The organism is Brevibacterium sp. Z349TD_9 (assembly GCF_056173565.1).
Map to the genome: position 1 here is coordinate 61767 of NZ_CM149680.1, position 22733 is coordinate 84499.

General features: G+C 68.7%; 18 protein-coding genes. 13 read left to right on the forward strand and 5 right to left on the reverse strand.

All coding sequences use genetic code 11. The features are described 5' to 3' along the window. Window positions 1-18: 18 nt before the first annotated feature. The 3 genes from AC0VYB_RS00270 to AC0VYB_RS00280 all read left to right on the forward strand — a co-directional run bounded on the left by AC0VYB_RS00270 (window position 19) and on the right by AC0VYB_RS00280 (window position 4294). Window positions 19-1248, forward strand: coding sequence for a hypothetical protein (locus tag AC0VYB_RS00270; protein ID WP_095376624.1), 1230 nt, complete (start codon window positions 19-21; stop codon window positions 1246-1248). Window positions 1249-1289: 41 nt separating this feature from the next. Beyond that, a complete protein-coding gene (locus AC0VYB_RS00275) occupies window positions 1290-3113 on the forward strand; it encodes a bifunctional 3'-5' exonuclease/DNA polymerase (RefSeq protein ID WP_197932192.1) in 1824 nt (607 codons plus the stop codon). 95 nt (window positions 3114-3208) lie between these two features. Then, entirely contained in the window at window positions 3209-4294 is a 1086-nt protein-coding gene (locus tag AC0VYB_RS00280) for an NAD(P)-dependent alcohol dehydrogenase (protein ID WP_131248224.1), read from the forward strand. A gap of 49 nt (window positions 4295-4343) precedes the next feature. On the opposite strand, the gene AC0VYB_RS00285 is transcribed toward AC0VYB_RS00280, so the two are convergent. Next, a complete protein-coding gene (locus tag AC0VYB_RS00285; protein WP_222064789.1) occupies window positions 4344-4796 on the reverse strand; it encodes an anthrone oxygenase family protein in 453 nt (150 codons plus the stop codon). Window positions 4797-4994: 198 nt separating this feature from the next. On the opposite strand from AC0VYB_RS00285, the gene AC0VYB_RS00290 reads away from it, so the two are divergent. After that, window positions 4995-5552 carry a TetR/AcrR family transcriptional regulator gene (locus AC0VYB_RS00290; RefSeq protein WP_131248223.1) on the forward strand — a complete coding sequence of 186 codons (558 nt, stop codon included), beginning with the start codon at window positions 4995-4997 and terminating at the stop codon, window positions 5550-5552. Window positions 5553-5594: 42 nt separating this feature from the next. Continuing rightward, window positions 5595-6062 (forward strand): VanZ family protein, encoded by a 468-nt coding sequence (locus AC0VYB_RS00295; RefSeq protein WP_205772186.1) that lies wholly within the window; start codon window positions 5595-5597, stop codon window positions 6060-6062. Window positions 6063-6065: 3 nt separating this feature from the next. Here AC0VYB_RS00295 and AC0VYB_RS00300 read toward each other — a convergent pair whose 3' ends face one another. Both AC0VYB_RS00300 and AC0VYB_RS00305 read right to left on the reverse strand, forming a co-directional pair. After that, entirely contained in the window at window positions 6066-7016 is a 951-nt protein-coding gene (locus AC0VYB_RS00300; protein WP_009379801.1) for a methyltransferase family protein, read from the reverse strand. Window positions 7017-7026: 10 nt separating this feature from the next. Beyond that, window positions 7027-7959 carry a PhzF family phenazine biosynthesis protein gene (locus tag AC0VYB_RS00305; RefSeq protein WP_190246615.1) on the reverse strand — a complete coding sequence of 311 codons (933 nt, stop codon included), beginning with the start codon at window positions 7957-7959 and terminating at the stop codon, window positions 7027-7029. A gap of 284 nt (window positions 7960-8243) precedes the next feature. On the opposite strand from AC0VYB_RS00305, the gene AC0VYB_RS00310 reads away from it, so the two are divergent. The 3 genes from AC0VYB_RS00310 to AC0VYB_RS00320 all read left to right on the forward strand — a co-directional run bounded on the left by AC0VYB_RS00310 (window position 8244) and on the right by AC0VYB_RS00320 (window position 12874). After that, window positions 8244-8984: a M50 family metallopeptidase gene (locus AC0VYB_RS00310; RefSeq protein WP_009379797.1), complete on the forward strand. Its 741-nt coding sequence runs from the start codon at window positions 8244-8246 to the stop codon at window positions 8982-8984. 374 nt (window positions 8985-9358) lie between these two features. Further along, on the forward strand, window positions 9359-10042 hold the full coding sequence (locus tag AC0VYB_RS00315) for an HAD family hydrolase (RefSeq protein WP_009379795.1): 684 nt from the start codon (window positions 9359-9361) through the stop codon (window positions 10040-10042). Between the two features lie 462 nt (window positions 10043-10504). Further along, window positions 10505-12874, forward strand: coding sequence for an HNH endonuclease signature motif containing protein (locus tag AC0VYB_RS00320; protein WP_190246639.1), 2370 nt, complete (start codon window positions 10505-10507; stop codon window positions 12872-12874). A gap of 184 nt (window positions 12875-13058) precedes the next feature. Here AC0VYB_RS00320 and AC0VYB_RS00325 read toward each other — a convergent pair whose 3' ends face one another. Beyond that, window positions 13059-14669 (reverse strand): nucleobase:cation symporter-2 family protein, encoded by a 1611-nt coding sequence (locus AC0VYB_RS00325; protein WP_009379791.1) that lies wholly within the window; start codon window positions 14667-14669, stop codon window positions 13059-13061. Window positions 14670-15158: 489 nt separating this feature from the next. On the opposite strand from AC0VYB_RS00325, the gene AC0VYB_RS00330 reads away from it, so the two are divergent. Further along, the gene (locus tag AC0VYB_RS00330) at window positions 15159-16580 is read left to right on the forward strand and encodes an 8-oxoguanine deaminase (RefSeq protein WP_190246614.1); all 1422 of its coding nucleotides are present in this window, start codon (window positions 15159-15161) and stop codon (window positions 16578-16580) included. A gap of 7 nt (window positions 16581-16587) precedes the next feature. On the opposite strand, the gene AC0VYB_RS00335 is transcribed toward AC0VYB_RS00330, so the two are convergent. Further along, window positions 16588-17364, reverse strand: coding sequence for a FadR/GntR family transcriptional regulator (locus AC0VYB_RS00335; protein WP_009379788.1), 777 nt, complete (start codon window positions 17362-17364; stop codon window positions 16588-16590). A 152-nt stretch (window positions 17365-17516) separates the two neighbouring features. Here AC0VYB_RS00335 and eat point away from each other — a divergent pair, with 152 nt between their 5' ends. From eat to AC0VYB_RS00355, 4 genes are all read left to right on the forward strand, one after another. Next, window positions 17517-18953, forward strand: a complete 1437-nt coding sequence (eat, locus tag AC0VYB_RS00340) for an ethanolamine permease (protein WP_009379786.1) — start codon at window positions 17517-17519, stop codon at window positions 18951-18953. Window positions 18954-19045: 92 nt separating this feature from the next. Continuing rightward, window positions 19046-20530: a glutamine synthetase family protein gene (locus AC0VYB_RS00345; RefSeq protein ID WP_009379784.1), complete on the forward strand. Its 1485-nt coding sequence runs from the start codon at window positions 19046-19048 to the stop codon at window positions 20528-20530. Continuing rightward, window positions 20511-21299, forward strand: coding sequence for a gamma-glutamyl-gamma-aminobutyrate hydrolase family protein (locus tag AC0VYB_RS00350; RefSeq protein ID WP_009379776.1), 789 nt, complete (start codon window positions 20511-20513; stop codon window positions 21297-21299). Before AC0VYB_RS00345 ends, AC0VYB_RS00350 begins: the two co-directional genes overlap by 20 nt. A gap of 14 nt (window positions 21300-21313) precedes the next feature. Continuing rightward, window positions 21314-22681, forward strand: coding sequence for an aldehyde dehydrogenase family protein (locus tag AC0VYB_RS00355; protein ID WP_119297099.1), 1368 nt, complete (start codon window positions 21314-21316; stop codon window positions 22679-22681). Window positions 22682-22733: the final 52 nt, after the last annotated feature.

A 22733-nucleotide genomic window follows, 5' to 3' on the forward strand; every position in this document is an offset into this window, starting at 1 on the left:
GGGGATAGATTCGCTTCCATGTCCTCGAGCCGTCACGCCTTCCGCACGATCACCGCGCTTGCCGTCGCACTCGTCGTGCTCTCCGCCTGCACTCCCGATCCGAATGATCCGGACCTGCCCCCGGAGGCGGATCTGCAGCTGACCCCGCACGGCGATGCGGGCACGTGGCTCGACGATGCGTACGCGGCCGGGTTCGTTGACCAGTACGCGACGCCGAACGAGGTCTGCGCCGTGACCGACGATGTGGTCGTCGAAGTCGAACGAGGCATCGGCGGTGGCGCGACGGTGATGGGCAGACAGCTGCGCGGCGGGGGGATCCTCTGGGAGATCGACGATGCGACCTGCGGGCGGGGAGCTCTGCTGCCGGAGAATCCGGAGTCGACGGTCCCGGCCGCCGCCTCGGCGAGTGTCGTCGTCGGGACGCAGTGGCTGAGCGCGAAGCGAGCCTGGAGCCTCTACGACCCGGCGACGGGAACCGAACGGCAGGCACTCGGATTGGGGGCCGCGGTCTCGAGCGTCCGCCCGCTGGCCTGGGCGGGTTCCGGCGTCGTCGTCCAGACGGACAGCAACGACGTCGTCGGCCTCGAGCTGGGAACCAGCGGGGAGCGCGGCGAAGAGGCGTGGCGCCAGCCCATCGCCTCGGGTGCCGAGGTGACCGTGCTCGGCGACGATCACCTCGGCGTCCCCCAGGTGTCGGTGAACCGGGTGTCGGTCATCGACATGGCGGCCGGGGAGAACGTCCTCTCGAAGCCGGTGCCCGACGCCTCAGAGATCACGTGGGCAAGCGACGGATATGTGGAGATCGTCCAGGAGACCGACCCCGAGTACGCGTACTTCGACCTGCGCGGCAACGAGATCGACCGGACGAAGGGCGTCTCGCAGTACCCGTTCGTCCCGTCTCCCCGCGACGGGGTGACCCTCCCCATCGCCGACCATCGGAAGGCAGGCACCGTCGTCGGCGTGAGCGCCGCGGGGACGCCCGCCCTCTTCCAGGACGAACGGCAGCGCGACTTCACGCAGACCGGTGAGATCGAGGACCTTCCGGGCAGCATCATCGGACTCCTGGGAGTGAGCGCCGACGGCTCGCTGCTCCTCTTCGACCGGGGACCCGACGGCCTCGTCCTCCTCGACGAGACGGGTGCCGAGGTCGGTGAGTGGCCGCTGGGGTACTCGGAGCTGCGGATCGAGTTCGGCCTCATCATCGTCTCTGGCACCTCGGGGACCGCGGTGCTCCTCCCGCCAGCCTGAAACGGGCTCGCCGCGTCAGGGCCGCGCAGTAGGGTGGGTCCATGCCCTCCGAGACCGCGCCGACTCCCGCGTGGATGGTGCTCGGGCGCGCGGAATCGGAGGCGGACGCGCCCATGATGCGCGACCACCGGGTCACGGTCGTCGACCTCGGACCGGACGGTGAGGAGATCGGGAGGACGACCCTCGCCGAGGCGGCCCTGCCCGACCTCGTCCGCGACCGTGAGGGCGGTGCTGGGTCGGGAGCCCCCGAGGGGGCGGCCTCCTTGTCAGACGGACGGTCGACGCCACCGCCGAGGTGGGTCGTCAGCGACACCCCGAAGTGGTATCCGGCGCTCCTCGCGGCAGGGGTGCGCATCGACCGCGCCCATGACCTCCGGCTCGCCCATGCGATCCTCGCCCGATCCTCCCTCGTCACCGACCGCTCGGCACTCACCGCGGCAGACGAATGGGACGCGGGGCCCGCCACGGCACCCGCCGTCGGACAGGCCGAGACCCTCTTCGACGTCGCGGGAGGTCGCGGACGCCCGAAGGAGGTCCCGCACGGCATCGACGCCGCGCTCACCGAATTCGCCCGCCAGCAGGCGGCGCTCGAGACGGCGACCGACCCAGGGCGGCTGCGGCTCCTCCTCGCCGCGGAGTCCGCGGGCGGCCTCGTCGCCGCGGAGATGCACGCGGCCGGCGTGCCCTGGGACGTGACCGAGCACGAGCGGATCCTCGAGGACCTCCTCGGTCCGAGGCCCGCCGCCGGGGCGAAGCCTTCGAAGATGCTCGCCGCCGCCGAGGAGGTCCGCACCGCCCTCGACGACTCGCGGGTGAGTCTTGACTCCCCGACCCGACTGCTCACCGCCCTGCGCAACGCCGGAATCAACGTGTCCTCGACGGCGAAGTGGGAGCTCGCCGAATCCGACCACCCGGCGATCGAACCGCTGCTCCGCTACAAGCGGATGGCACGGCTGCTCTCGGCCAACGGCTGGCACTGGCTCGCCGAGTGGGTGGCCGAGGGCCGCTACCGTCCCGTCTACGTCCCCGGCGGCGTCGTCACCGGCCGGTGGGCGGCGAGCGGCGGCGGGGCACTGCAGATCCCGCGCCAGCTGCGCCCTGCCCTGCGCGCCGATCCCGGGTGGCGGCTCATCTCCGCCGACGTCGCCCAGCTCGAACCCCGGGCGCTCGCCGCGATGTCCGGCGACCGGGCGATGGCCGAGGCCGGGTCCGGCCGCGACCTCTACTCCGGTCTCGTCGACGAGGGCATCGTCGCCACGCGGCAGGAGGCGAAGATCGCCGTCCTCGGCGCAATGTACGGGTCGACGACCGGGGAAGCCGGGCGCCTCGTGCCCCGACTGCGCCAGTCCTTCCCCGCGGCGATGCATCTCGTCGACTCCGCCGCCGAGGCGGGACGGACCGGGGGAGTGGTGACGACGTGGCTCGGGCGGACCTCCCCGGAGCCCGGTGAAGGCTGGCGCCGGGTCCAGTCCCGGGCTGACCAGGTCGATGCGACCACCGCCGATGAGAACCGCGCGCGCCGGGCCGCCGGCGACCAGGGGCGCTTCACCCGCAACTTCGTCGTCCAGGGCACCGCGGCTGAATGGGCGCTCGCGTGGCTGGCCGACCTCCGGCAGCGCCTGGCCGCACTGCCGGAGATCGACGATTCGCCCGCGACCGCCTCGGGTCCGGCCTTCTCGCGGCGCGCCCACCTCGTCTTCTTCCTCCACGACGAGGTCATCGTCCATGCCCCGGAGGCGCACGCGGACGCCACAGCGGACGCGATCCGGGAGGCGGCCGCCTCGGCGGGCAGGCTCCTCTTCTCCGGTGCCCCCGTCGATTTCCCCCTCGACCTCACGATCGGGGAACGGGCGGCGGCGAAGTAGGGACACGGGCCTTGACGCAGGGGGGACATGTCAGCGGCAGGATGTAGTGTGTGCGGAGTCCGCACTCATCCCTGTCTCGAGCACTGGAGGAACCCATGTCGATCACCGTCAAGGCACTGCAGAAGACCGGACCTGATCAGCCGTTCCGCGTCGCCGAGATCGACCGCCGCGACCCGCGCCCCGACGATGTCGTCATCGACATCAAGGCCGCGGGCATCTGCCACAGCGACATCCACACGATCCGCAACGAATGGGGCGAGGCGAGCTTCCCGCTCACCGTCGGCCATGAGATCGCCGGCGTCGTCTCCGCTGTCGGATCCGAGGTCACCGAGTGGAAGGTCGGCGACCGCGTCGGCGTGGGTTGCCTCGTCAACTCGTGCGGCGAATGCGCCGAATGCCTCGCCGATCAGGAACAGAACTGCCTGCGCGGCAATGTCGGCACGTACAACTCGACCGACGTCGACGGCACGATCACGCAGGGCGGCTACGCGGAGAAGGTCGTCGTCAACGAGCGCTTCGTCCTCCGCATCCCCGACGGCCTCGACTTCGACGTCGCCGCCCCGCTGCTGTGCGCGGGCATCACGACCTACTCGCCGCTTCACCGCTGGGGTGCCGGCGAGCTCAAGGACGGGGCGCCGAGGAAGGTCGCGGTCCTCGGGCTCGGCGGACTCGGGCACATGGGTGTGCAGATCGCCGCGGCGATGGGCGCCGAGGTCACCGTGCTCTCCCGCAGCCTCAAGAAGGAGCAGCTCGCGATCGACCTCGGGGCCACGCGGATGCTCTCGACAGCGGAGGAGGACTTCTTTTCCGACCACCGCGGCGAGTTCGACCTCATCCTCAACACGATCAGCGCGGACATCCCCGTCGATAAGTACCTGCGGCTCCTCGCTCCGCGCGGGGTCATGGCCGTCGTCGGCCTCCCGCCGGAGAAGCAGGAGCTCTCGTTCGGTTCGCTCATCGGCGGCGGCAAGGTGCTCGCCGGGTCGAACATCGGCGGCATCGCTGAGACCCAGGAGATGCTCGACTTCTGTGCCGAGCACGGCATCGCCGCCCAGATCGAGACGATCGGCATCACCGAGGCGGATTCGACCTACGACCGGGTCGTCGCCGGTGAGGTCTACTTCCGCGCCGTCATCGACATTGCGACGCTGAACGACGCCGAGGTGGAACCCGCACTCTGAGGCGCGGGCGCTTCGGCGCCGGAGTGCCGGTCAGAGCCTTCAGCGCCGATCAGAGCAGGGTCGCCGCCGACGCGAGGAGGGCGAAGGCGGCGACGATGACGGCGACGCGGACGATGTGGAGCCGGTCCCACCGCCCGATCTGCTCCCGCCAGTCCGCGGGATGGGACTCGGCGCTCCACGTCCGGGTGCGGTTGTTGATCGGGACGAGCAGGGCCACAGACATGATGACGCTGCCGGCGAGGAGGACGGCGGCGAGAGCGGCCGTCCACGCCGATGCCGAGCCCCAGGTCAGCGCCGCGAACGCGCCCGTGAGCACGAGGGAGACGAGGTACCACACGGGCATCGCCGCCCCGAGCATGCGTGCGCCGTCGGCTCGGGCCGTCAGCGACGGGCCGGCGGGCAGGCGCAGGGTTATCGGATTGACGACGACGGCGACGGCGAGCTCGACGCCGACCATGATGCCGACGATCGTCGTCGCGAGGATTCCGAGAATGGCGTCCACGATGCGGTCCTCCTGTGACGTGTGCTGGTGCTGGTGTGATCGCGTGTGCTGGTTCGGGTTCGCGCTCGTGTGCTGCCTCGAGTGTTCTTCGGCACCTTCGATCGAGCCATGCTCACAATCTAGCAATGCTAGGAAATCTATCATTGCTAGAGTAGGACGCGACGGACAGTTGCGCAAGGGAATCGAGGGAGGCTGGCGGTGACGGACAGACAGACACGACTCGACGAGCGGCGTGCCGCGATCCTCGCGGCCGCCCGCACCAGCGCGGATTCCGCAGGCTGGTCGGCGGTGACGACCCGGCGCCTCGCCGAGGCGATCGGCTACTCTCAGCCGGTCCTCTACGGTCACTTCCCGGGAGGCAAGGCCGAGATCATGCGCACCGTCGCCCTCGACGGGTTCACCGACCTGCGGCAGCGGTGTCAGGCGGCGATCGAGACGGCGGGCGCTGAAGCTAGACCCGATTCGCGTGGGGTCGTCGAGGCGCTCGCCCACGCCTACCTCGATTTCGCCGACGCGCACCCTGCCGTCTACGAGGCGATGTTCGCCGAGCCGATCGGCGCGCGCTTCGCCGAAGCGGACAACGAACCCGAGCTCAGGGACGCCTTCACGGTGCTCGCCGACGTCATCGGCGAGGACACCGCGACCGAGGTCTTCTGGGGTGCCCTGCATGGGATGAGCCTGCTCGAGCGCGCCGGACGGATGAAGACCGCGGACCGGGCTCGGCGGGTCACCGACCTCAGCGCGCGCTTCGCGTGAGGTCACCGGTCGGTCTCAGGATCGGCCGGTACTCTGGCGGGGATGAGAGGCTACAGGCAGCGCGTGCGCACGGTTCCTATGGGCCTGCTCATCCTCTACACCGCGTTCATCGCCCTCATCACCCTCACCCCGCAGCAGCTCGACACGTCGCCGGGGTCGCCGATCGCCCGCCTGCTCGCCTTCTTCGCCTCTCACGAGGCGACGGAGTGGCTGAGCTACGAGCGGGTGGAGATGCTTGCGAATGTCGGACTGTTCGTGCCCTTCGGGTTTCTGCTCGCATTCCAGCTCGGCGTGCGCCGCTGGTGGATCGGCTGGGTGGCCGGTGCCGCGTTCACCTGCCTCATCGAGGCCACGCAGCTCACCCTGCTCTCCCCGACGCGCTTCGGAACGATCAGCGACCTCGTGACGAACACGCTCGGCGCTGGGCTCGGAGCCGCGCTCGCGCTCCTCGTCATGCTCCTCCTGCCCAAGCGCGTCGAGAGAGAGCCCGCCGAATTCGCGGTGCGGTAGGACTCAGTCGGACTCGCTGCGCGCGGTCGATCGGGGCTTCGGGACCCAGCAGGCCACCTCGGCGGAGTAGTCGTCGAAGTCGGCACCGAAGCGGTCGCGGAGGTCGGCCTCCTCGAGGGGGCGGATCATCCAGTTCCACAGCAGGGACCCGGCCAGGGCGTAGGCGATGACGAGCCATGAGTCGATGAACATGCCGATCGCCACGCCCTGGGCGACCCCGGCGACGGCCATCGGGTTGCGGAGGAAGCGGTAGGGGCCGTCGTCGACGAGACGGTTGGGCATCTCCGCGGGCAGGGGCGTGCCGCCGCCGTAGCGCGCCATCGTCACCGCCGACCAGATGCCGAGCGCGCTCGCGAGGACGAGGAGGGCGAAGCCGGCGAGGACGACGAGGACGGGGAACTTCACCTCGAGGCCCCAGCGCTCCTCGAGCGCGGAGATGATCCACGGGATGATGACGAGGAAGACGCCCCAGAAGCACACGAGCTGGATGCCGGTGCGCATGAGCAGGGAGCGTTCGTCCTCGGTCCGGGAGCTCGAGAACGCGAACGGACCGAAGAGGAGGCGTTCGGTCGGGATGCGGCCGGCGAGCATGAGGGCACCGGCGATCGTGCTCGCGACAGCGGCGGCGATCATCGCCACGGCACCGAGTCCCGCCTCGGTGGTCACCGTCGCGTAGACGGTCATGCCGAGGGCGACGAGGATCGTCCAGGGGACGACGACCCACACGGCCAGGCGGACGCCGAGGGCCACGGCCGCGGAGGCGAGGACGAAGAGCGGGATGTCGAAGACGGCGACGACGACCGGCTCGAGGGACCCGAGCGTCGCGGTGCGGATGCCGGGGACGGTGAAGACGCCGAACCACCATGCGGCTCCGGCGAGGGCCTGGAGGGCGAACCAGATCCGGGCGTGGGTGCGGGTGAGCGGCAGGTCCGTGGAGGGGCGGGTGTGCGGCATCGTCAGCTCCTCACGCCTCGATCGTGCCGGTGATGCGCACCGTCGTCGGGCCGCCGACCCAGATCGACGGGGCGGGGGTTGGGGCTGTTTCGGTGAGGGCTGCCTCGTCGGGGTTCGGGTCTGAGTCGCCCGGGGTCGGGCGCTCGGACCTGATGCTGATGACCCCGGCGCGGCCGATCGCGGTGCCCTGGGTCGCGGTGTAGGAATCGGGGACGAGGCCCTGCCCGATGAGCCACTGCGCGACCGAGGCATTGAGGCTGCCGGTGACGGGATCCTCGGCGACGCCGACGCCGGGGACGAAGGCGCGGACCTCGTAGGCGTGTTCGGAGCCTGCCGGGTGGGCGCCGACGACGCCGAGCTTCGTGTCCGGGATCGCCGAGAAGTCGGGGGTGAGGGCAAGGACCCTCTCCGCGGAGTCGAGGCGCACCGCCGCCCAGCCGGGACCGTTGTCGACCCACGCGTGGTCGAGGATCTCGGTCCGGTCGATGCCGAGCGCCGAGGCGATGGCTGCGACGTCGTCGTCGGCGAGCGGTCCGGAGCGGAGGAGCTCGGGAGCGGCGAAGGAGAGGTCGGCAGTGGTGGTCGTGCTGCTGTCGGGGCCGCTGCGGCGGAGGTCGACGAGGCCGACGCCGCACTCCTGGACGACCGTCGTCGCGCTGTGCGGGGTGCCGCCGGCGGCCAGCCATGCCGCGGCCGAGCCGAGGGTGGGATGCCCGGCGAAGGGCAGTTCGCGGGAGGGGGTGAAGATCCGCAGGCGGTAGTCGGCACGCTCATCGGTGGGCGGGAGGACGAACGTCGTCTCCGAGAGGTTCGTCCAGTTCGCGATCTGTGCCATCTCGTCGTCGGCGAGTCCCTCGGCGTCGAGGATCACGGCGACGGGATTGCCTCGGAAGGGCTCGCGGGAGAAGACATCGACCTGGGCGAACGCGCGACTGCGGGGCATGGGGGACTCCTCATCGTCATGGCTGACCTGTTCCCATCGTAGTGGGGCAAGCTTCGCTTTCTCACACAGCCCCCGGACCTCCGACGCAGAAAGGGGACTTGTCGATCGGGCTCGTCCGTTCCGGCACCGCCGACAGTGCTGACTGCCCGACCTGTGGACAGCCTCCCACCGAGCTGAGCGCGCCACTCAGACTCCGTTCCTAGACTTGGGCGCTCAGGACTGGGTCCGGACTCGGCGCTCAGGACGGGGCCGGGACGGGGCGAGCGAGGATCGACGAGGTGACGATGGATCTCAGGCAGGGCGTGGAGACGTGGTGGGAGGCCATCACCTCCGGATTCGGACGCGGGGACGGACTCGAGCTCGGGCCGACGCAGCTGCTCATCATCCTCGGCGTGCCTCTGATCATCACGATGACGCCGGCGATCTGGCGGTTCTTCGGGCTCTTCGTCACCTTCGTCCACGAACTCGGTCACGCCTTCGCGGCGCTGACGACCGGACGGGTCGTGCGCGGGATCTCGCTCAACTTCGACCACTCGGGGCAGATGAATTCGTTCGGTCGGGTCGGATTCTCCGCAACGTGGGCGGGATTCTGGGGATATCCGGCACCGGCGGTGCTCGGGCTCGTCCTCATCACCTCGGCGATCTACGGCTGGGCACCGCTCGCGCTCTCGCTCGGTGCGCTCGTCCTCCTCATCGCGCTCATCTTCATCCGCAACGTCGCCGGCGTCGTCATCGCCGTGTGCACGGCAGTGGCCGCGCAGTTCCTCGTCGTCTTCCTGCCGCCCGAGTGGATCGCGGTCTTCGTCGCCGGGCTCGGCGTCGCGCTCGCCCTCGGCTCGCTCAAGGACCTCGTCAAGGTCATCCGCGTCCACACCCGCCGTCGGAACGTCCAGCAGTCCGACGCGTTCATCCTCAGCCGCGGCTCCGCGATCCCCGCGGGCGGCTGGCTCACCCTGTTCGCCCTCGTCATCGTCGGGTGCGCGATCGGGTCGGGACTCCTCATCTACTCGGCGTTCGTCGTCTGATCCCCTCGCCGAGGCGGGGCTTGCCCCCGAATCCCGACCGTCGTCGGGATCCCTGGTCAACCGGGGTTCCACCGGACTGGATCTTCCCGGTGATCCGAGTTTCCTCAGGCGCCGGAGTTCCCAAGGAGCCCTCGTTCCCTAGGGCCGGGGTTCCGCGGGTGGCCGGAGGTCCCCGGGCCGCCGAAGATTACAGGGCGACCGGGCGACCGCAGTCACTGGGGACCGGGCCACCCCAACGGCGATGCACGATTCGTGCGGGCGGGCACAGCCGCCTCGGCGAGGGGATGCTCCACCTCCCCGCCTGGACGGTCGGCAGGGACCGGTGCACGGAACCCCTGCGTACGGCGCCCACGGTGGGATGACAGAATCGGACTATGGATCTGAGCCCGAAGTTCGCTGCCGTGCTGTTCGACTGTGACGGCGTCCTCGTCGATTCCGAGAGCATCACGAACGAGGTGCTGCGCGGGATGCTCGCGGACATGGGATGGGACCTGACCCAGGAGGAGGCCGTCGCCCGGTTCGTCGGCAAGATGCTCCGCGACGAGGCCGACGTCATCGAGGAGCACACGGGCGTGCGGATCGACGCCGACTGGCTCGCCGACTTCCGACAGCGACGCAACGTCGAGCTCGAGGCCCGCCTCGAGGCGATCCCCGGCGTCGTCGACGCCGTCCACATCATCGAGAAGGCCTACCCCGGCAGGCTCGCGTGCGCCTCGAGCGCCGACCGGCCCAAGATCGAACTGCAGCTGAAGAAGATCGGCCTCTACGACGTCTTCAAAGGACGGATCTTCTCCGGCATGGAGCTGCCGCGGTCGAAGCCCGCCCCCGACGTCTACCTCGCCGCCGCGCATGCGCTCGGAGTCGACCCCGCCGAGGCGGCCGTCATCGAAGACTCCCCGACCGGCGTCATCGCGGGGCGGGCCGCCGGATCCTACGTCTTCGGCTTCTGCCCGCCGTCGCCCGTGCACCAGACGCCCGAGACCCTGCTCGCCGCCGGCGCCGACGCGACCTTCGACTCGATGGCGGAGCTGCCGGGGCTGGTCACGCGCGAGGGGTGAGGGCTGGGACTGGGTTTCCCACCTGTCCGCCTCTGATTCCAGAACGACGAATTGCACTCTGGGCTGCCGATTCAGCCTGCTCGGACGTGCAGTCGGCCTGCTCGGCCGTTCAGTCGGCCCGTCCTTTCAGCCTGCCGATAGGTTGCCCCAGCCTGCCGATTGGCAGCCGAAAATCACTGAGCGTCCGAAATTCAATGAATTCGACGTTCGAAGAGATTTCGAAAAAAGGATTGACACGATTTGTGACGTGACCTACACTGGAATCAACGATCCACACTGAAGTGGAAAGGCAGGTGACCGGCAGTGGAGGACCCTTCGAACCCTGATGGGGCCGCTTGCGATGCCGCTGGTGGTGACCAGCCGAATCAGCCGCGCACTCCTCGTTTCGATGTCGACCCCGATTCCCCGTTCGCCGACGCCCTTTCTGTCTACACCGCCTGTGACCGCGCGCATTTCGACGCGATGCGGACCACTGCCGGGCTGTTCCTCGACGAAGTCATCGAGCACCTCCGCCTGCTCAACCCGCGGCCTGATGAGCCCTATGCACATGCGTCGTTCATCGACACCGCCCACAGGTATGAGGTTCCCGAGAGCGACGAGCTCGAAGGCCCTTCGAACAGTGGTGCGTCTGCGGAGGCTGTGACCGACGAGGGTGAGTCCGCGAACTCCGATGGCCGTACCGACGAAGCGGAGTCCTCGAACGCGGACGGACCCACCGATGCCTCCCCCGACGAAGCAGCTGTCGGCGCTGCCGGCGAAGCAGCAGTCTCTGCAGCAGGACTCGGTGGAGCAGGACTCGGCGCAGATTCCCCGGAACCCGAGCATCTGCCGGGGTTCCCGCGGTTTCGGCCGGACTCGACGTTCTACACCTGGGTGCACATGTACTCCCACACCGAGGACCTTGCCGAATTCGCCACCGTCCTCGGCGCGACGACCTCGCGCACCTACAGCCACGTGACCGCGTCGATGATCCTCGTTCACGGGTTGCCGCAGTTCTATCAGCGCTGCCTCGGCGGCGAGTTCACCATCGAACACGTCAACGTCGCGACGCGGCTGTGCCAGGACGTGCGCTTCGCACTGCTGCCGAACATCGACGACTACCTTGCCGGGAGGCGTGCCGACATCACCCCGGAGACGTTCGCGAAGTCCCTGGGCACACGGATCAATGCGATCCAGCCCGAACCCGATCGTACGAAGACGGCGCACGAGAAACGACGGGTGTCCATTACGACGTATCCCGACGGGACTGCCAGCGTCTCCCTCGTCGGACCCGCGGCCGACCTGCAGGCCTACTATCTGCGGATCGAGGCATTCGCGAAGGCGATCCGCAACGGCAACACAGCCTGTTTCGCCGACCAGCTGCCCGAGGGTGCCGTCATCGACGACGATCGTGCGATCGACGCGCTGATGTTCGACATCGCCACATGCACCCGTCCCCAGGTCCGCATCGAAGTCCTCGCGGAAGACACCGAAACTGGGGCGACGACGACTCGGCAGATCCCGCTCGACCTCGAGCATGTCCGCAGCGTCGACGACATCGATGATTCCATCGCCGAGGCGGTCGACACCGCCACGAGCATCCCGGCCGGCAAGAGCACCGCTTCGGTCGGCGGCGGAACCGGGGACGGGGCCGAGGACGGCGCCCGGGCCGGCGCTGACGGACTCCGCGCCGACGGACTTCGCGCTGACGGACTTCCCCATGACGGTTCCGGCAGACTTGCCGAGTCCGATGGCATCGTCGCCGAGGATTACGAGCTGGACTCCGGTTCGGTCGTCGATCGCGACGAACAGGGTCGCAGTCGCATCAAAGTGCTCGTGTCGATGCCGACGGGTCCGTACTGGTTCGCCCTGCAGGCGAAGATGATCACCACCGTGCCCTGTATGACTCTTCTCGGACAGTCCGACCTGCCCGGCGCCTTCCCCGATGGGTCGCCGATCCCGGCGGAGACGGCGAGGGCGATCGCTGGCCAGTGCTCGACCTGGACCAGGATCCTCACCGATCCTGCCACCGGTACTCCCATCGACGCCAAGGCCAAGAGCTACTACATCCCGCAGTCGGTGCGACAGACGCTGGTGACGAAATGGCAGAGATGCACGATGCCCGGCTGTCGACGGCGAGCGGAGTCCTCCGAAGTCGATCACATCATCCCCTACAACCACGATGATCCGGCCACGGGCGGACTCACCGTGTTCGGCAACCTCCACCCGCTGTGCAAGAAGGACCACCAGGCGAAGACCGACGGGAAGTACTCGGTGAGCATGGACGAGAACGGCGTGCTGGAGTACCGATTCCCGCACGGAATCAGGGCGACGGTGGCTGCAGGGGACAACCCTGTCAACATCGAGAACGCTCGGCTGATGGGCGACGCGGCTCGGCTGATGGGCGACGCGGCTCGGCTGATGGGCGACGGGGCTCAGAGCGTGAGCGGGAACGTGGGAGACGCTCCAGCGACAGACGATGGCGCGGGCACTGTTTCGGAACGAGGCAGCGCTGCGGGTGGCGACGGTGGCTCGGAGCGCGACGGTGGCTCGCATAGCGATGCAGTCACTCCTGTGCCGGAACCGGGTGACACCATGTTCGCTGAGGAGTGCCCTGGGCCCGAAGGAAGCGTCGGCTCTCCAGGCTGGGTGAGCGCGCCGGAAATCTCCCCGTGGCTGCTCCGGTGCCGTGAGGGTGAGGACTCAGGCGATCCGACCATGGCGCACACGAACTCCCAGGAGCGAAACTCTCGGAATCCTGGCCCCCAGAATCCGGGCGCTCGAAAGTCGAACCCACAGAACTCGAAGGTACGGCGCTGGGTCTGGGACAACGGCGAACCCCCGCCGTTCTGACCGGCCTGTTCCTCAGTCTTTCGACCAGGCCCGCTTGGCCACCCACTCCCACGACTACTCGATAACCGGGTCAGATAACCGCATGACCGCACAACCACTCAAAGGGGGACGGCCCAGTCAGACTGACTGGGCCATCCTTCTCTGCACCGCTCTCCACCTTCGACAGGCTCACCGACCCGGTCTGTCAGCGGTCGGGCGTCTCCGTTCCCGTCTCCTCGATCACCCGGCGGACATCGTCACGGGTCTTGACCTCGCCGTTGCGGACCGCCTCGGCGATCTTCTCGTGCTGGTCGTCGGTGACGACCGGGACCTCCTCACCGTTGCAGTCGACGATGCGGCCGTCCTTGATGGTGTCGCCCTCGGCGAGGATGGCCTCGTGATCGAGCAGGCGCTGCAGGTCCTCCCTGCGGACCACGCGACCGGTGCCGGCGACGAACACCGAGCGATCGGAGCGGTCCTTCGACTTCGCGCCGATGTGGTTGAAGATGAGGTTGAGGAGGACGGCCATGATCGTCGCGGACGAGATGCCCGAATGGAGGATGATGCCGACCCACGACGGGAAGGCGTTGTAGAACTCCGGCGCGACGACCGGGATGATGCCGAACGCGAGCGAGACCGCGACGATGATCATGTTGAGGTTGCCCTCGTACTCGACCTTCGACAGGGTGCGGATGCCCGACGCCGCGACCGTTCCGAAGAGGACGATGCCGGCGCCGCCGAGGACAGGGGAGGGGATCGCCGCGACGACCCCGCCCATGACGGGCAGCAGACCGAGGACGACGAGGATGACGCCGCCGGCCGTGACGACGAACCGCGACTTCACGCCCGTGATCGCCACGAGACCGACGTTCTGTGCGAACGCCGACTGGGTGAACGAGTTGAAGACCGGGGACACGGCGGAGGAGAGCATGTCGGCGCGCAGGCCGTTGGCGATGCGCTTCGAGTCGACCTTCGTCTTCACGATCTCGCCGACGGCGATGATGTCGGCGGTGGTCTCAGCGAAGGTGACGATGATGACGATGAACATCGAGATGATCGCCGCCGCGGAGAATGTCGGCATGCCGAACGCGAAGGGTTCGGGGAAGGCGAAGACGCCGCGATCGAGCACGTTCGAGAAGTCCGCCCAGCCGAAGATCAGGCAGACGATCGTGCCGACGACGATCGCGAGGAGGATCGACAGCCGCGAGATCATGGCGACCGGGATCCTGCTGAGTAGGAGGACGACGGCGAGGGTGCCGACGGCGATGAGGATGTTGCGCATGCTCCCGTAGTCGGGGGCCTCGGCGTTGCCTCCCATTGCCCAGCCCGCGGCCACCGGCATGAGCGAGAGACCGATCGTCGTGATCACCGTTCCCGTGACCACCGGTGGGAAGAACTTGACGATGAGCGCGAATCCCGGGGCGACGATGAGGCCGATCGCCGAGGCGACGATGACCGCTCCGAAGACCTCCGGCAGACCGTCGCCTCCCGCGAGGATCGCCGTCATCGTCGCGACGCCGGCGAACGACACGCCCTGGACGAGCGGCAGCTGCGACCCGAAGAACGGCACGCCCCACGACTGGAGGATCGTCGCGAGGCCGCCCATGAACAGACACGAGGCGATGAGCACGCTGATGCCGCTGTCGTCGAGTCCGGCGGCCTTGCCGATGATGAGCGGCACGGCGATGATTCCGCCGTACATAGTGAGGACGTGTTGGAACCCGTAGGCGAACGACGTCCCGACGGGAAGTCGCTCGTCCTCGGGGCGACGCTGCTTCTGCTGTGACTGCTTGGACACCGACATCTGCTTCTCCATTGAATTCCTGCCCGCTGATCCGGGCCCCCGGACGCGAGCCTGAGTATCCGGACTCGAACCGGAGCGGTCGGATGTCAGTCCGACCTCCATGAGCTCGCCAGCGGCTTCCACGGAGCCGAGACCTCACCTGCGAGGGGTCGGCACCTCTGCTCATCATCATTCGATTCTCGGGAACAACTTCCAAGATGTGAAAGAAAGTTTCCTTATCGCAGAACACTAGGCGAAGTGAACGGCGATGGCAACTCGAATTCGTGATCCGGAACACATGCTAGAGTGCAGTCTTGTCGGTGTGCCCCGCAGGCACAAATCGCACGCGGCTCGGACTTCCGTTCGGACTCGGATCGAAGCCTGCGAAGAGGGACTGCGCACCGACCGGCGGAGCAGCAGACGCCGTGAAACCTGAGCTGGCGGCGATCGCCCCAGCGCAGTCGCCGCGACAGCGGGCGGGCCGTGGCCCACCTGAGAGCACACGCACGAGAGGCGACGCAGATGTCCAGAATCTGGCTGCGCAATCCCAAGGCCGTCCACCTCGGCCGCAATACTGACGCGACCGCCGACGGTGGGATCGTCATCGACACTGAGACCGGGACGATCGTCGAGCTCGTGCCGGCTGGCCGCGAGCCTGTGGGCGGTGGGCCCGTGGACGATGGGGCATCGAGCAGCGGCCCCGCCGGAGCCTTCGACGAGATCATCGACGTCAGCGATCACGTCATCACCCCGGGGCTCATCAACACCCATCACCACTTCTATCAGACGCTCACCCGCGCGTGGGCTCCCGTCGCCGACCTCCCGCTCTTCGGCTGGCTGACGAACCTCTACCCCGTGTGGGCGCGCCTGACTCCGCAGGCCCTCGAGCTCGCGACCACCGTCGCCCTGGCCGAACTCCTCGAATCCGGCTGCACGGCTGCCGCCGACCACCACTACCTCTTCCCGACGGGCATGGACGACGCGATCGACATCGAGGTCGAGGCCGTCCGCCGCCTCGGCATGCGCGCGATGCTCACCCGCGGATCGATGTCCCTCGGCGAGGAGGACGGAGGCCTCCCGCCGCAGCAGACCGTCCAGGACCCCGAGGTCATCCTCGCCGACTCCCGCCGCCTCGTCGAGACCTATCACGAGCGCGGCGCCGGCGCGCAGGTGCAGATCGGCCTCGCCCCGTGTTCCCCGTTCTCGGTGACCACCGAGCTCATGCGCGAGTCCGCGGCGCTCGCCGCCGACCTCGACGTCCGCCTCCACACCCACCTCGCCGAGACCCTCGACGAGGAGGACTTCTGCCGCGAGCGCTTCGGTCTGCGCACCGTCGACTACCTCGACTCGGTCGGCTGGCTCGGCGATCGCACGTGGCTCGCCCACGGAATCCACTTCGACGACGAGGAGATCGCCCGCCTCGGCGCGGCCGGCGTCTCCGTCGCCCACTGTCCGACCTCGAACATGCGCCTGGCCTCGGGCATCGCCCGCGCCGTCGAACTCGAGGACGCGGGCGTCCACGTCGGCCTCGGCGTCGACGGCTCTGCCTCGAACGACGCCTCGAACCTCATCCGGGAGGTCCGGCAGGCCCTCTACCTCCAGCGTCTGCGCTACGGCGCCGAGGCGGTCACGTGCGAGCGCGTCCTCGACTGGGCGACCGCGGGTTCGGCGGCAGCGCTGGGCCGCGACGACATCGGCACCATCGCGGTCGGCAGGCAGGCCGACCTCGCGCTGTTCCGCCTCGACGGGCTTGCCTTCTCCGGCTCCCACGACCCGATCCCCGCCCTCGTCCTCTGCGGCGCGGAGAAGGCCGACCGCGTCATGGTCGGCGGGCAGTGGCGCGTAATCGACGGTCACGCGATCGACGCGGACGGGCAGGCGCTCGACAAGGAGGCCCTCATCGCCGCCCACCAGGAGGAGGCGCGACGGCTCGTCAGCGGGTGAGTCCTACTCACCGCTCCTTTGTCGAGCCGTCCCCCTCGAGGAATCCGCGCAGGAGCTGCTCGGTGCCCTCGGCGTGCTGGGCCGCCAGCGTCGCCGCCGCCTCGGCGTCATGGTCGAGGATCGCTGCGACGAGCTGCTGATGCTGCGTGCACGAATGCTCGACGTTCGTGTGGATGAACGGAATCCGATCGAGCAGCGCATTGATCCGGTCCCGCGTCGTCGCCGCGGCATGCGCGAGCGACGGGATGCCTGTGAGCTCGGCGATCGTGAGATGGAAGCGGGCATCGAGGGCGCGGAACTGCTCGATGTCCTCGGCCGAGGACCCCAGCGGCATCCAGCAGCTCCGCTCCGCGGAGATGAGCCTCTCCCGCTCCTCGGCGCCGAGTTCGCGACCGGCCACGATCCGTGCCGCCGAGGTCTCGAGGATGTGCCGGAACCGCACCGCATCGTCGAGCTCGCCGAGGTCGACCCCGGCTCCCGTGTCCGCGCTCGGCAGCCGGGTGACGAAGGCGCCTCCGTACCGGCCCCGCCGGACGTCGACGACGCCGGCTGTCTGCAGTTCGCTCAGCGCCTGGCGCAGGGTGGCCCGTGAGACGTCGATCCGCGCGGCGAGCTCCCGCTCGGGCGGCAGCTTGTCCCCGACGAGGTACTGGCCGAGGCGGATCGCGCGCAGCAGCTCGGCGATCGTGTGCTCGAAGACGTTGCCCCCGCGCATCCGGGCAGGGCGAGTGGGAGAGCCAGCGGCGCTGTGCCTCTCGTCCCCGGCATCGGCAGTCCGTTCCACGCCCAAACCTCCTCTCACCTCGACTTCCCTCCGCGGCCTCGACGGAGCTCGTCTCGACCTTCGGCAGATCCTTGACACCGTGATCTGAGTCATACTACATTCGACCCCAGCCAATGGTCTGATTGTGATCCATTGAACGTGATGGGGCGGATATGAGCAAGAACATCGAGTACGGCAACGTCGACGAGAACTACCTCGAGAAGCGGCAGCTGAAGAAGGGCGCGGCCGGGTGGATCCTGCTCGCCGGCCTCGGCGTCGCCTACGTCATCTCCGGTGACTTCTCCGGCTGGAACCTCGGCCTCGCCGAAGGCGGCTGGGGCGGTCTCCTCATCGCCTTCCTCCTCATGGGGCTCATGTACGTGTGCATGGTCTTCGGCCTCGCCGAGCTCTCCTCGACCCTGCCGACCGCGGGCGCCGGCTACGGATTCGCCCGCCGCGCGCTCGGCCCGCTGGGCGGCTTCGCCACAGGCATGGCGATCCTCATCGAGTACACAATGGCTCCGGCGGCGATCTCGACGTTCATCGCCGGCTACGTCCAAGCCCTCGGCATCCTCCCCGAATCCGTCCCCACGTGGACAATCTACCTCGCCGCGTACGCGATCTTCGCCGGCGTCCACCTCTGGGGCGTCGGCGAGGCGCTGCGGCTGATGTTCGTCATCACCGCGATCGCCGTCATCGCCCTCATCGTCTTCGTCGTCGCCGCGGTCGGCCACTTCGATGCCGCGAACCTCTTCGACATCGAACCGACGACCGCTCTCGGCTCGAGCGCGTTCCTGCCGATGGGCTTCAGCGGTCTGCTCGCCTCGCTCGTCTTCGGCATCTGGTTCTTCCTCGCGATCGAGGGCGTGCCCCTGGCCGCCGAGGAATCCGCCGACCCGAAGCGCGACATGCCCCGCGGCATCATCACCGCGATGGCGATCCTCGTCGTCTTCGGCGCTCTCATGCTCCTCCTCGTCCCCGGCATCGCGGGCTCGGCGGCCATGGGCGAATCCGACAACCCGCTGCCCGAGGCGCTGCGCTTCGTCTACGGCGAGAACTCGTGGCTGGCGACCTTCGTCAACTGGGCGGGCCTCGCGGGTCTCATCGCGAGTTTCTTCTCGATCATCTTCGCCTACTCCCGCCAGCTCTTCGCGCTCTCCCGCGCCGGTTACCTGCCCAAATGGCTCTCCCTGACCGGCAAGCGCAAGACCCCGGTCCTCGCGCTCATCGTCCCCGGCACGATCGGCTTCCTCATCGCCGTCCTCTCCGGCGGCAACGGCGGAGTCCTCCTCAACGTCGCCGTCTTCGGCGCCACCGTCTCCTACGTCCTGCTCAACCTCTCGCACATCCGCCTGCGCTTCAAGGAGCCGGACCTGCCTCGCGGTTACCGCACCCCCGGCGGTGTCGTGACGACGGGCATCGCCCTCGTGCTTGCCTCGGTGGCCGTCGTCGCGACCTTCTTCGTCGACATCCTCGCCGCCGCGATCGCCGCCGGCGTCTTCCTCATCGCGCTCGCCTACTTCTGGTTCTACTCCCGCCACCACCTCGTCGCGAGCGCACCCGAAGAGGAGTTCGCCCAGATCGAGGCCGCCGAGAGCGAACTCAAATAGACAGCGGACTCAGACAGACAGCGGACTCAGACAGATCCTGACCACCTCAACGACCGACGAGACAGCACGCACAGAGAACTGAGGTACCACCGATGACCCATCTGACCACGCCCTCCGAGGCCACCTCCGCCGAGGCGGCAGCCCCTGCCGATGTCGCCCCGGCAGCCGCCTCGGCGCCCACGACGGCACACGCCCCGCAGCGGACCACCCGCGGATCCCTCCAGGCGAAGCCGCTCACCCTCGACGAACTGCGCCGACTCACCGAGGCCGGAGAGATCGACACCGTCGTCGTCGCCGTCACCGACGCCCAGGGACGCCTCCAGGGCAAACGCCTGGGCGCACAGTTCTTCCTCGACGACGTCGCTGGGCACGGCTCCGAGGCCTGCAACTACCTGCTCGCCGTCGACGTCGACATGAACACCGTCGACGGCTACGAGATGTCCTCGTGGGAGACCGGGTACGGCGACATGGTCATGCAGCCCGACCTCGCGACCCTGCGCCTCATCCCATGGCAGCCGGGCACGGCCATGGTCAACTGCGATCTCCTCTGGACCACCGGCGCCGAGGTGACCGCCTCCCCCCGGCAGATACTCAAGAAGCAGCTCGACCGCCTCGCCGAGGCGGGGATGAGCGCCCACGTCGGCACCGAACTCGAGTTCATCACCTTCGATACGAGCTACGAGGACGCGTTCGCCTCGAAGTACCAGGGGATGACCCCGGCGAACCAGTACAACGTCGACTACTCCCTCCTCGGCACCGCTAGGATCGAACCGCTGCTGCGCGACATCCGCAACTCGATGGCCGGTGCCGGCCTCTACGTCGAGGGAGCGAAGGGCGAGTGCAACTTCGGTCAGCACGAGATCACCTTCCGCTATCAGCAGGCGCTCAAGGCCTGCGACGACCATGCGGTCTACAAGAACGGGGCGAAGGAGATCGCCGCCCAGCACGGCAAGTCGATCACCTTCATGGCGAAGTACGACCAGAAGGAGGGATCGTCGTGCCATATCCACTTAAGCTTCCGATCCGCTGACGGCGACATGGTCATGGCCGGCGACGGTGAGCACGGCTTCTCCCCACTCATGGAGCACTTCATCGCCGGCCAGCTCGCCTGCATCGAGGACTTCACGTACTTCTTCGCCCCGAACATCAACTCCTACAAGCGCTTCGTCGAGGGCTCGTTCGCCCCCACCGCCGTGGCCTGGGGCTTCGACAACCGCACGTGCGCGTTCCGCGTCGTCGGGCACGGACCGTCCCTGCGCGTCGAATGCCGGGTCGGCGGCGCCGACCTCAACCCCTACCTCGCCGCGGCCGCCCTCATCGCCGCCGGCCTCCACGGGATCGAGAACGAACTCGAACTCCCGCCGATCACTGAAGGCAACGCGTACACGACCGATGCGAAGCGCCTGCCGACGACGCTCACCGGTGCCCGCGACCTGCTCGAAACCTCCGAGATCGCCAAGGCGGCCTTCGGAGATGACGTCGTGCGCCACTACGTCCATGCCGCCGATGTCGAACTCGACGCCTACAATGCGACCGTGACCGACTGGGAGAGGATCCGTGGCTTCGAACGACTCTGAGAGGGCGGACGCCGCCCCGGTCATCGCGATCACCTCGTACATGCAGCAGGCCCAGTGGGGAGTCTGGGACGCCGAGGCGGCCCTCATCCCCGCCGACTACGTCCGGATGGTCGCGGGGTGCGGGGCGATCCCCGTCCTCCTGCCCCCGCACGGGCAGACGCCCGAGGTCCTCGACCGCGTCGACGGCCTCCTCATCGCAGGCGGTGCCGATGTCACCGCCGAGGCGTACGGACAGGTTCCGCACGAGCGGACCGCCTCCCAGCCCTTCCGCGACGAGTCCGAGTTCCTCCTCTTCCGCGGCGCGCGGGAGCGCGGGCTGCCCGTCCTCGGCATCTGCCGGGGCCTCCAGGTCATCACCGTGGCCACCGGGGGCACCCTCATCCAGCACCTGCCCGAGGTCCTCGGGCACTCCGACTACCAGCCGAACCCCGGCGTCTACGGCGAGGTCGCAGTGACGACGGAGCCGGGCAGCCTCGCCCGGGCCATCCTCGGGGAGGCGGCTACGGCACCCTGCTATCACCATCAGGCGGTCGACCGCCTCGGCGAGGGATTCGTCGTCACCGCCCGCAGCGGTGACGGACTTATCGAAGCCATCGAACCCGACCCTGCCCGCTCTGCGGAGACCGGTGAGGACGGGTGGCTGTTCGCGGTGCAGTGGCACCCCGAGCACAACCCGGACGACGCCCGCGTCGTCTCAGCCCTCGTCGACGCGGCCAGGCAGCGGATGAGCGGAACCGGGGTCCGCCTCGGCGAGAGGATCACAACGTGAAGGAGAGCAGTGACGTGAGTACGTTCACCGTCGTCAACCCGGCCACAGAGGAGTCGATCGCCGAGGTGGAGCTCGCCGATGTCGACGCCACCGACGCCGCGATCGCGAAGGCGCAGACGGCCTTCGACGAGTGGCGGAAGGTCGCCCCCGGCGACCGGGCGCGGCTGCTGCGGCGCTTCGCCGACGCTGTCGGCGGGGCGATCGACGAACTCGCCGCCCTCGAGGTCGCCAACGCCGGGCACACGATCTCGAACGCGACGTGGGAGGCGGGCAACGTCCGCGACGTCATCGAGTACTTCGCGGCGATGCCCGAACGCCTCTTCGGCCGGCAGATCCCCGTCGACGGGGGAGTGAACATCACCTTCGCCGAACCGCTCGGGGTCGTCGGGGTCATCGTCCCGTGGAACTTCCCCATGCCGATCGCCTCGTGGGGGTTCGCCCCCGCGCTCGCCGCCGGCAACACCGTCGTCCTCAAACCGGCCGAGATCACCCCGCTCACGGCGATCCGCATCGGCGAACTCGCCCGCGAAGCCGGGATCCCCGAGGGCGTGCTGACGATCATCCCCGGCAAGGGATCTGTCGTCGGCGAACGCTTCGTCACCCACCCTGCCGTACGGAAGATCGTCTTCACCGGCTCCACCGAGGTGGGCAAGCGGATCATGGCCGGCTGCGCGGCGCAGGTGAAGAACCTCACCCTCGAACTCGGCGGCAAGAACTCGAACATCGTCTTCGACGACGCCGACATCGCCGCCGCTGCGGCAGCGGCCCCCGGGGGCGTCTTCGACAACTCGGGACAGGACTGCTGCTCTCGCTCGCGGCTGCTCGTCCAAAGGGGGATCTATGACGAGTTCATGGCCGCCCTCGAGGAGTCCGTCGGAGACTTCGCCGCCGCCGATCCGACGCTTCCGGACACGGCGATGGGACCGCTGGTGACCGCAGCGCACCGGGACAAGGTCGCCTCCTACGTCGCCGCCGGCGAGGTCGCGTTCCGGGGAACGGCACCGGAGGGACCGGGGTTCTGGTTCCCGCCGACCGTGCTCACCCCGGCCTCGACCTCCACCGCTGACTTCACGGAGGAGATCTTCGGTCCCGTCCTCTCGGTCGTGCCCTTCGACACCGAGGCCGACGCCCTGCGGATCGCCAACGACACCGAATACGGGCTCTCGGGCTCGATCTGGACGAACAGTCTCGACCGGGCGATGAGGGTCTCCCGCGGGGTCGAGGCCGGGAACCTCTCGGTGAACTCGCACGCCTCGGTCCGGTACTGGACGCCGTTCGGCGGGTTCAAGCAGTCCGGGCTCGGCCGCGAGCTCGGCCCCGACGCGGTCGCGTCATTCACGGAAGTCAAGAACGTCTTCTTCGCGACCCGGCCGGGGGAGTGAGCCGGGCTCGGCGAGCTCCAGACCCACCACCTCAGCCACACCACCTCAGACA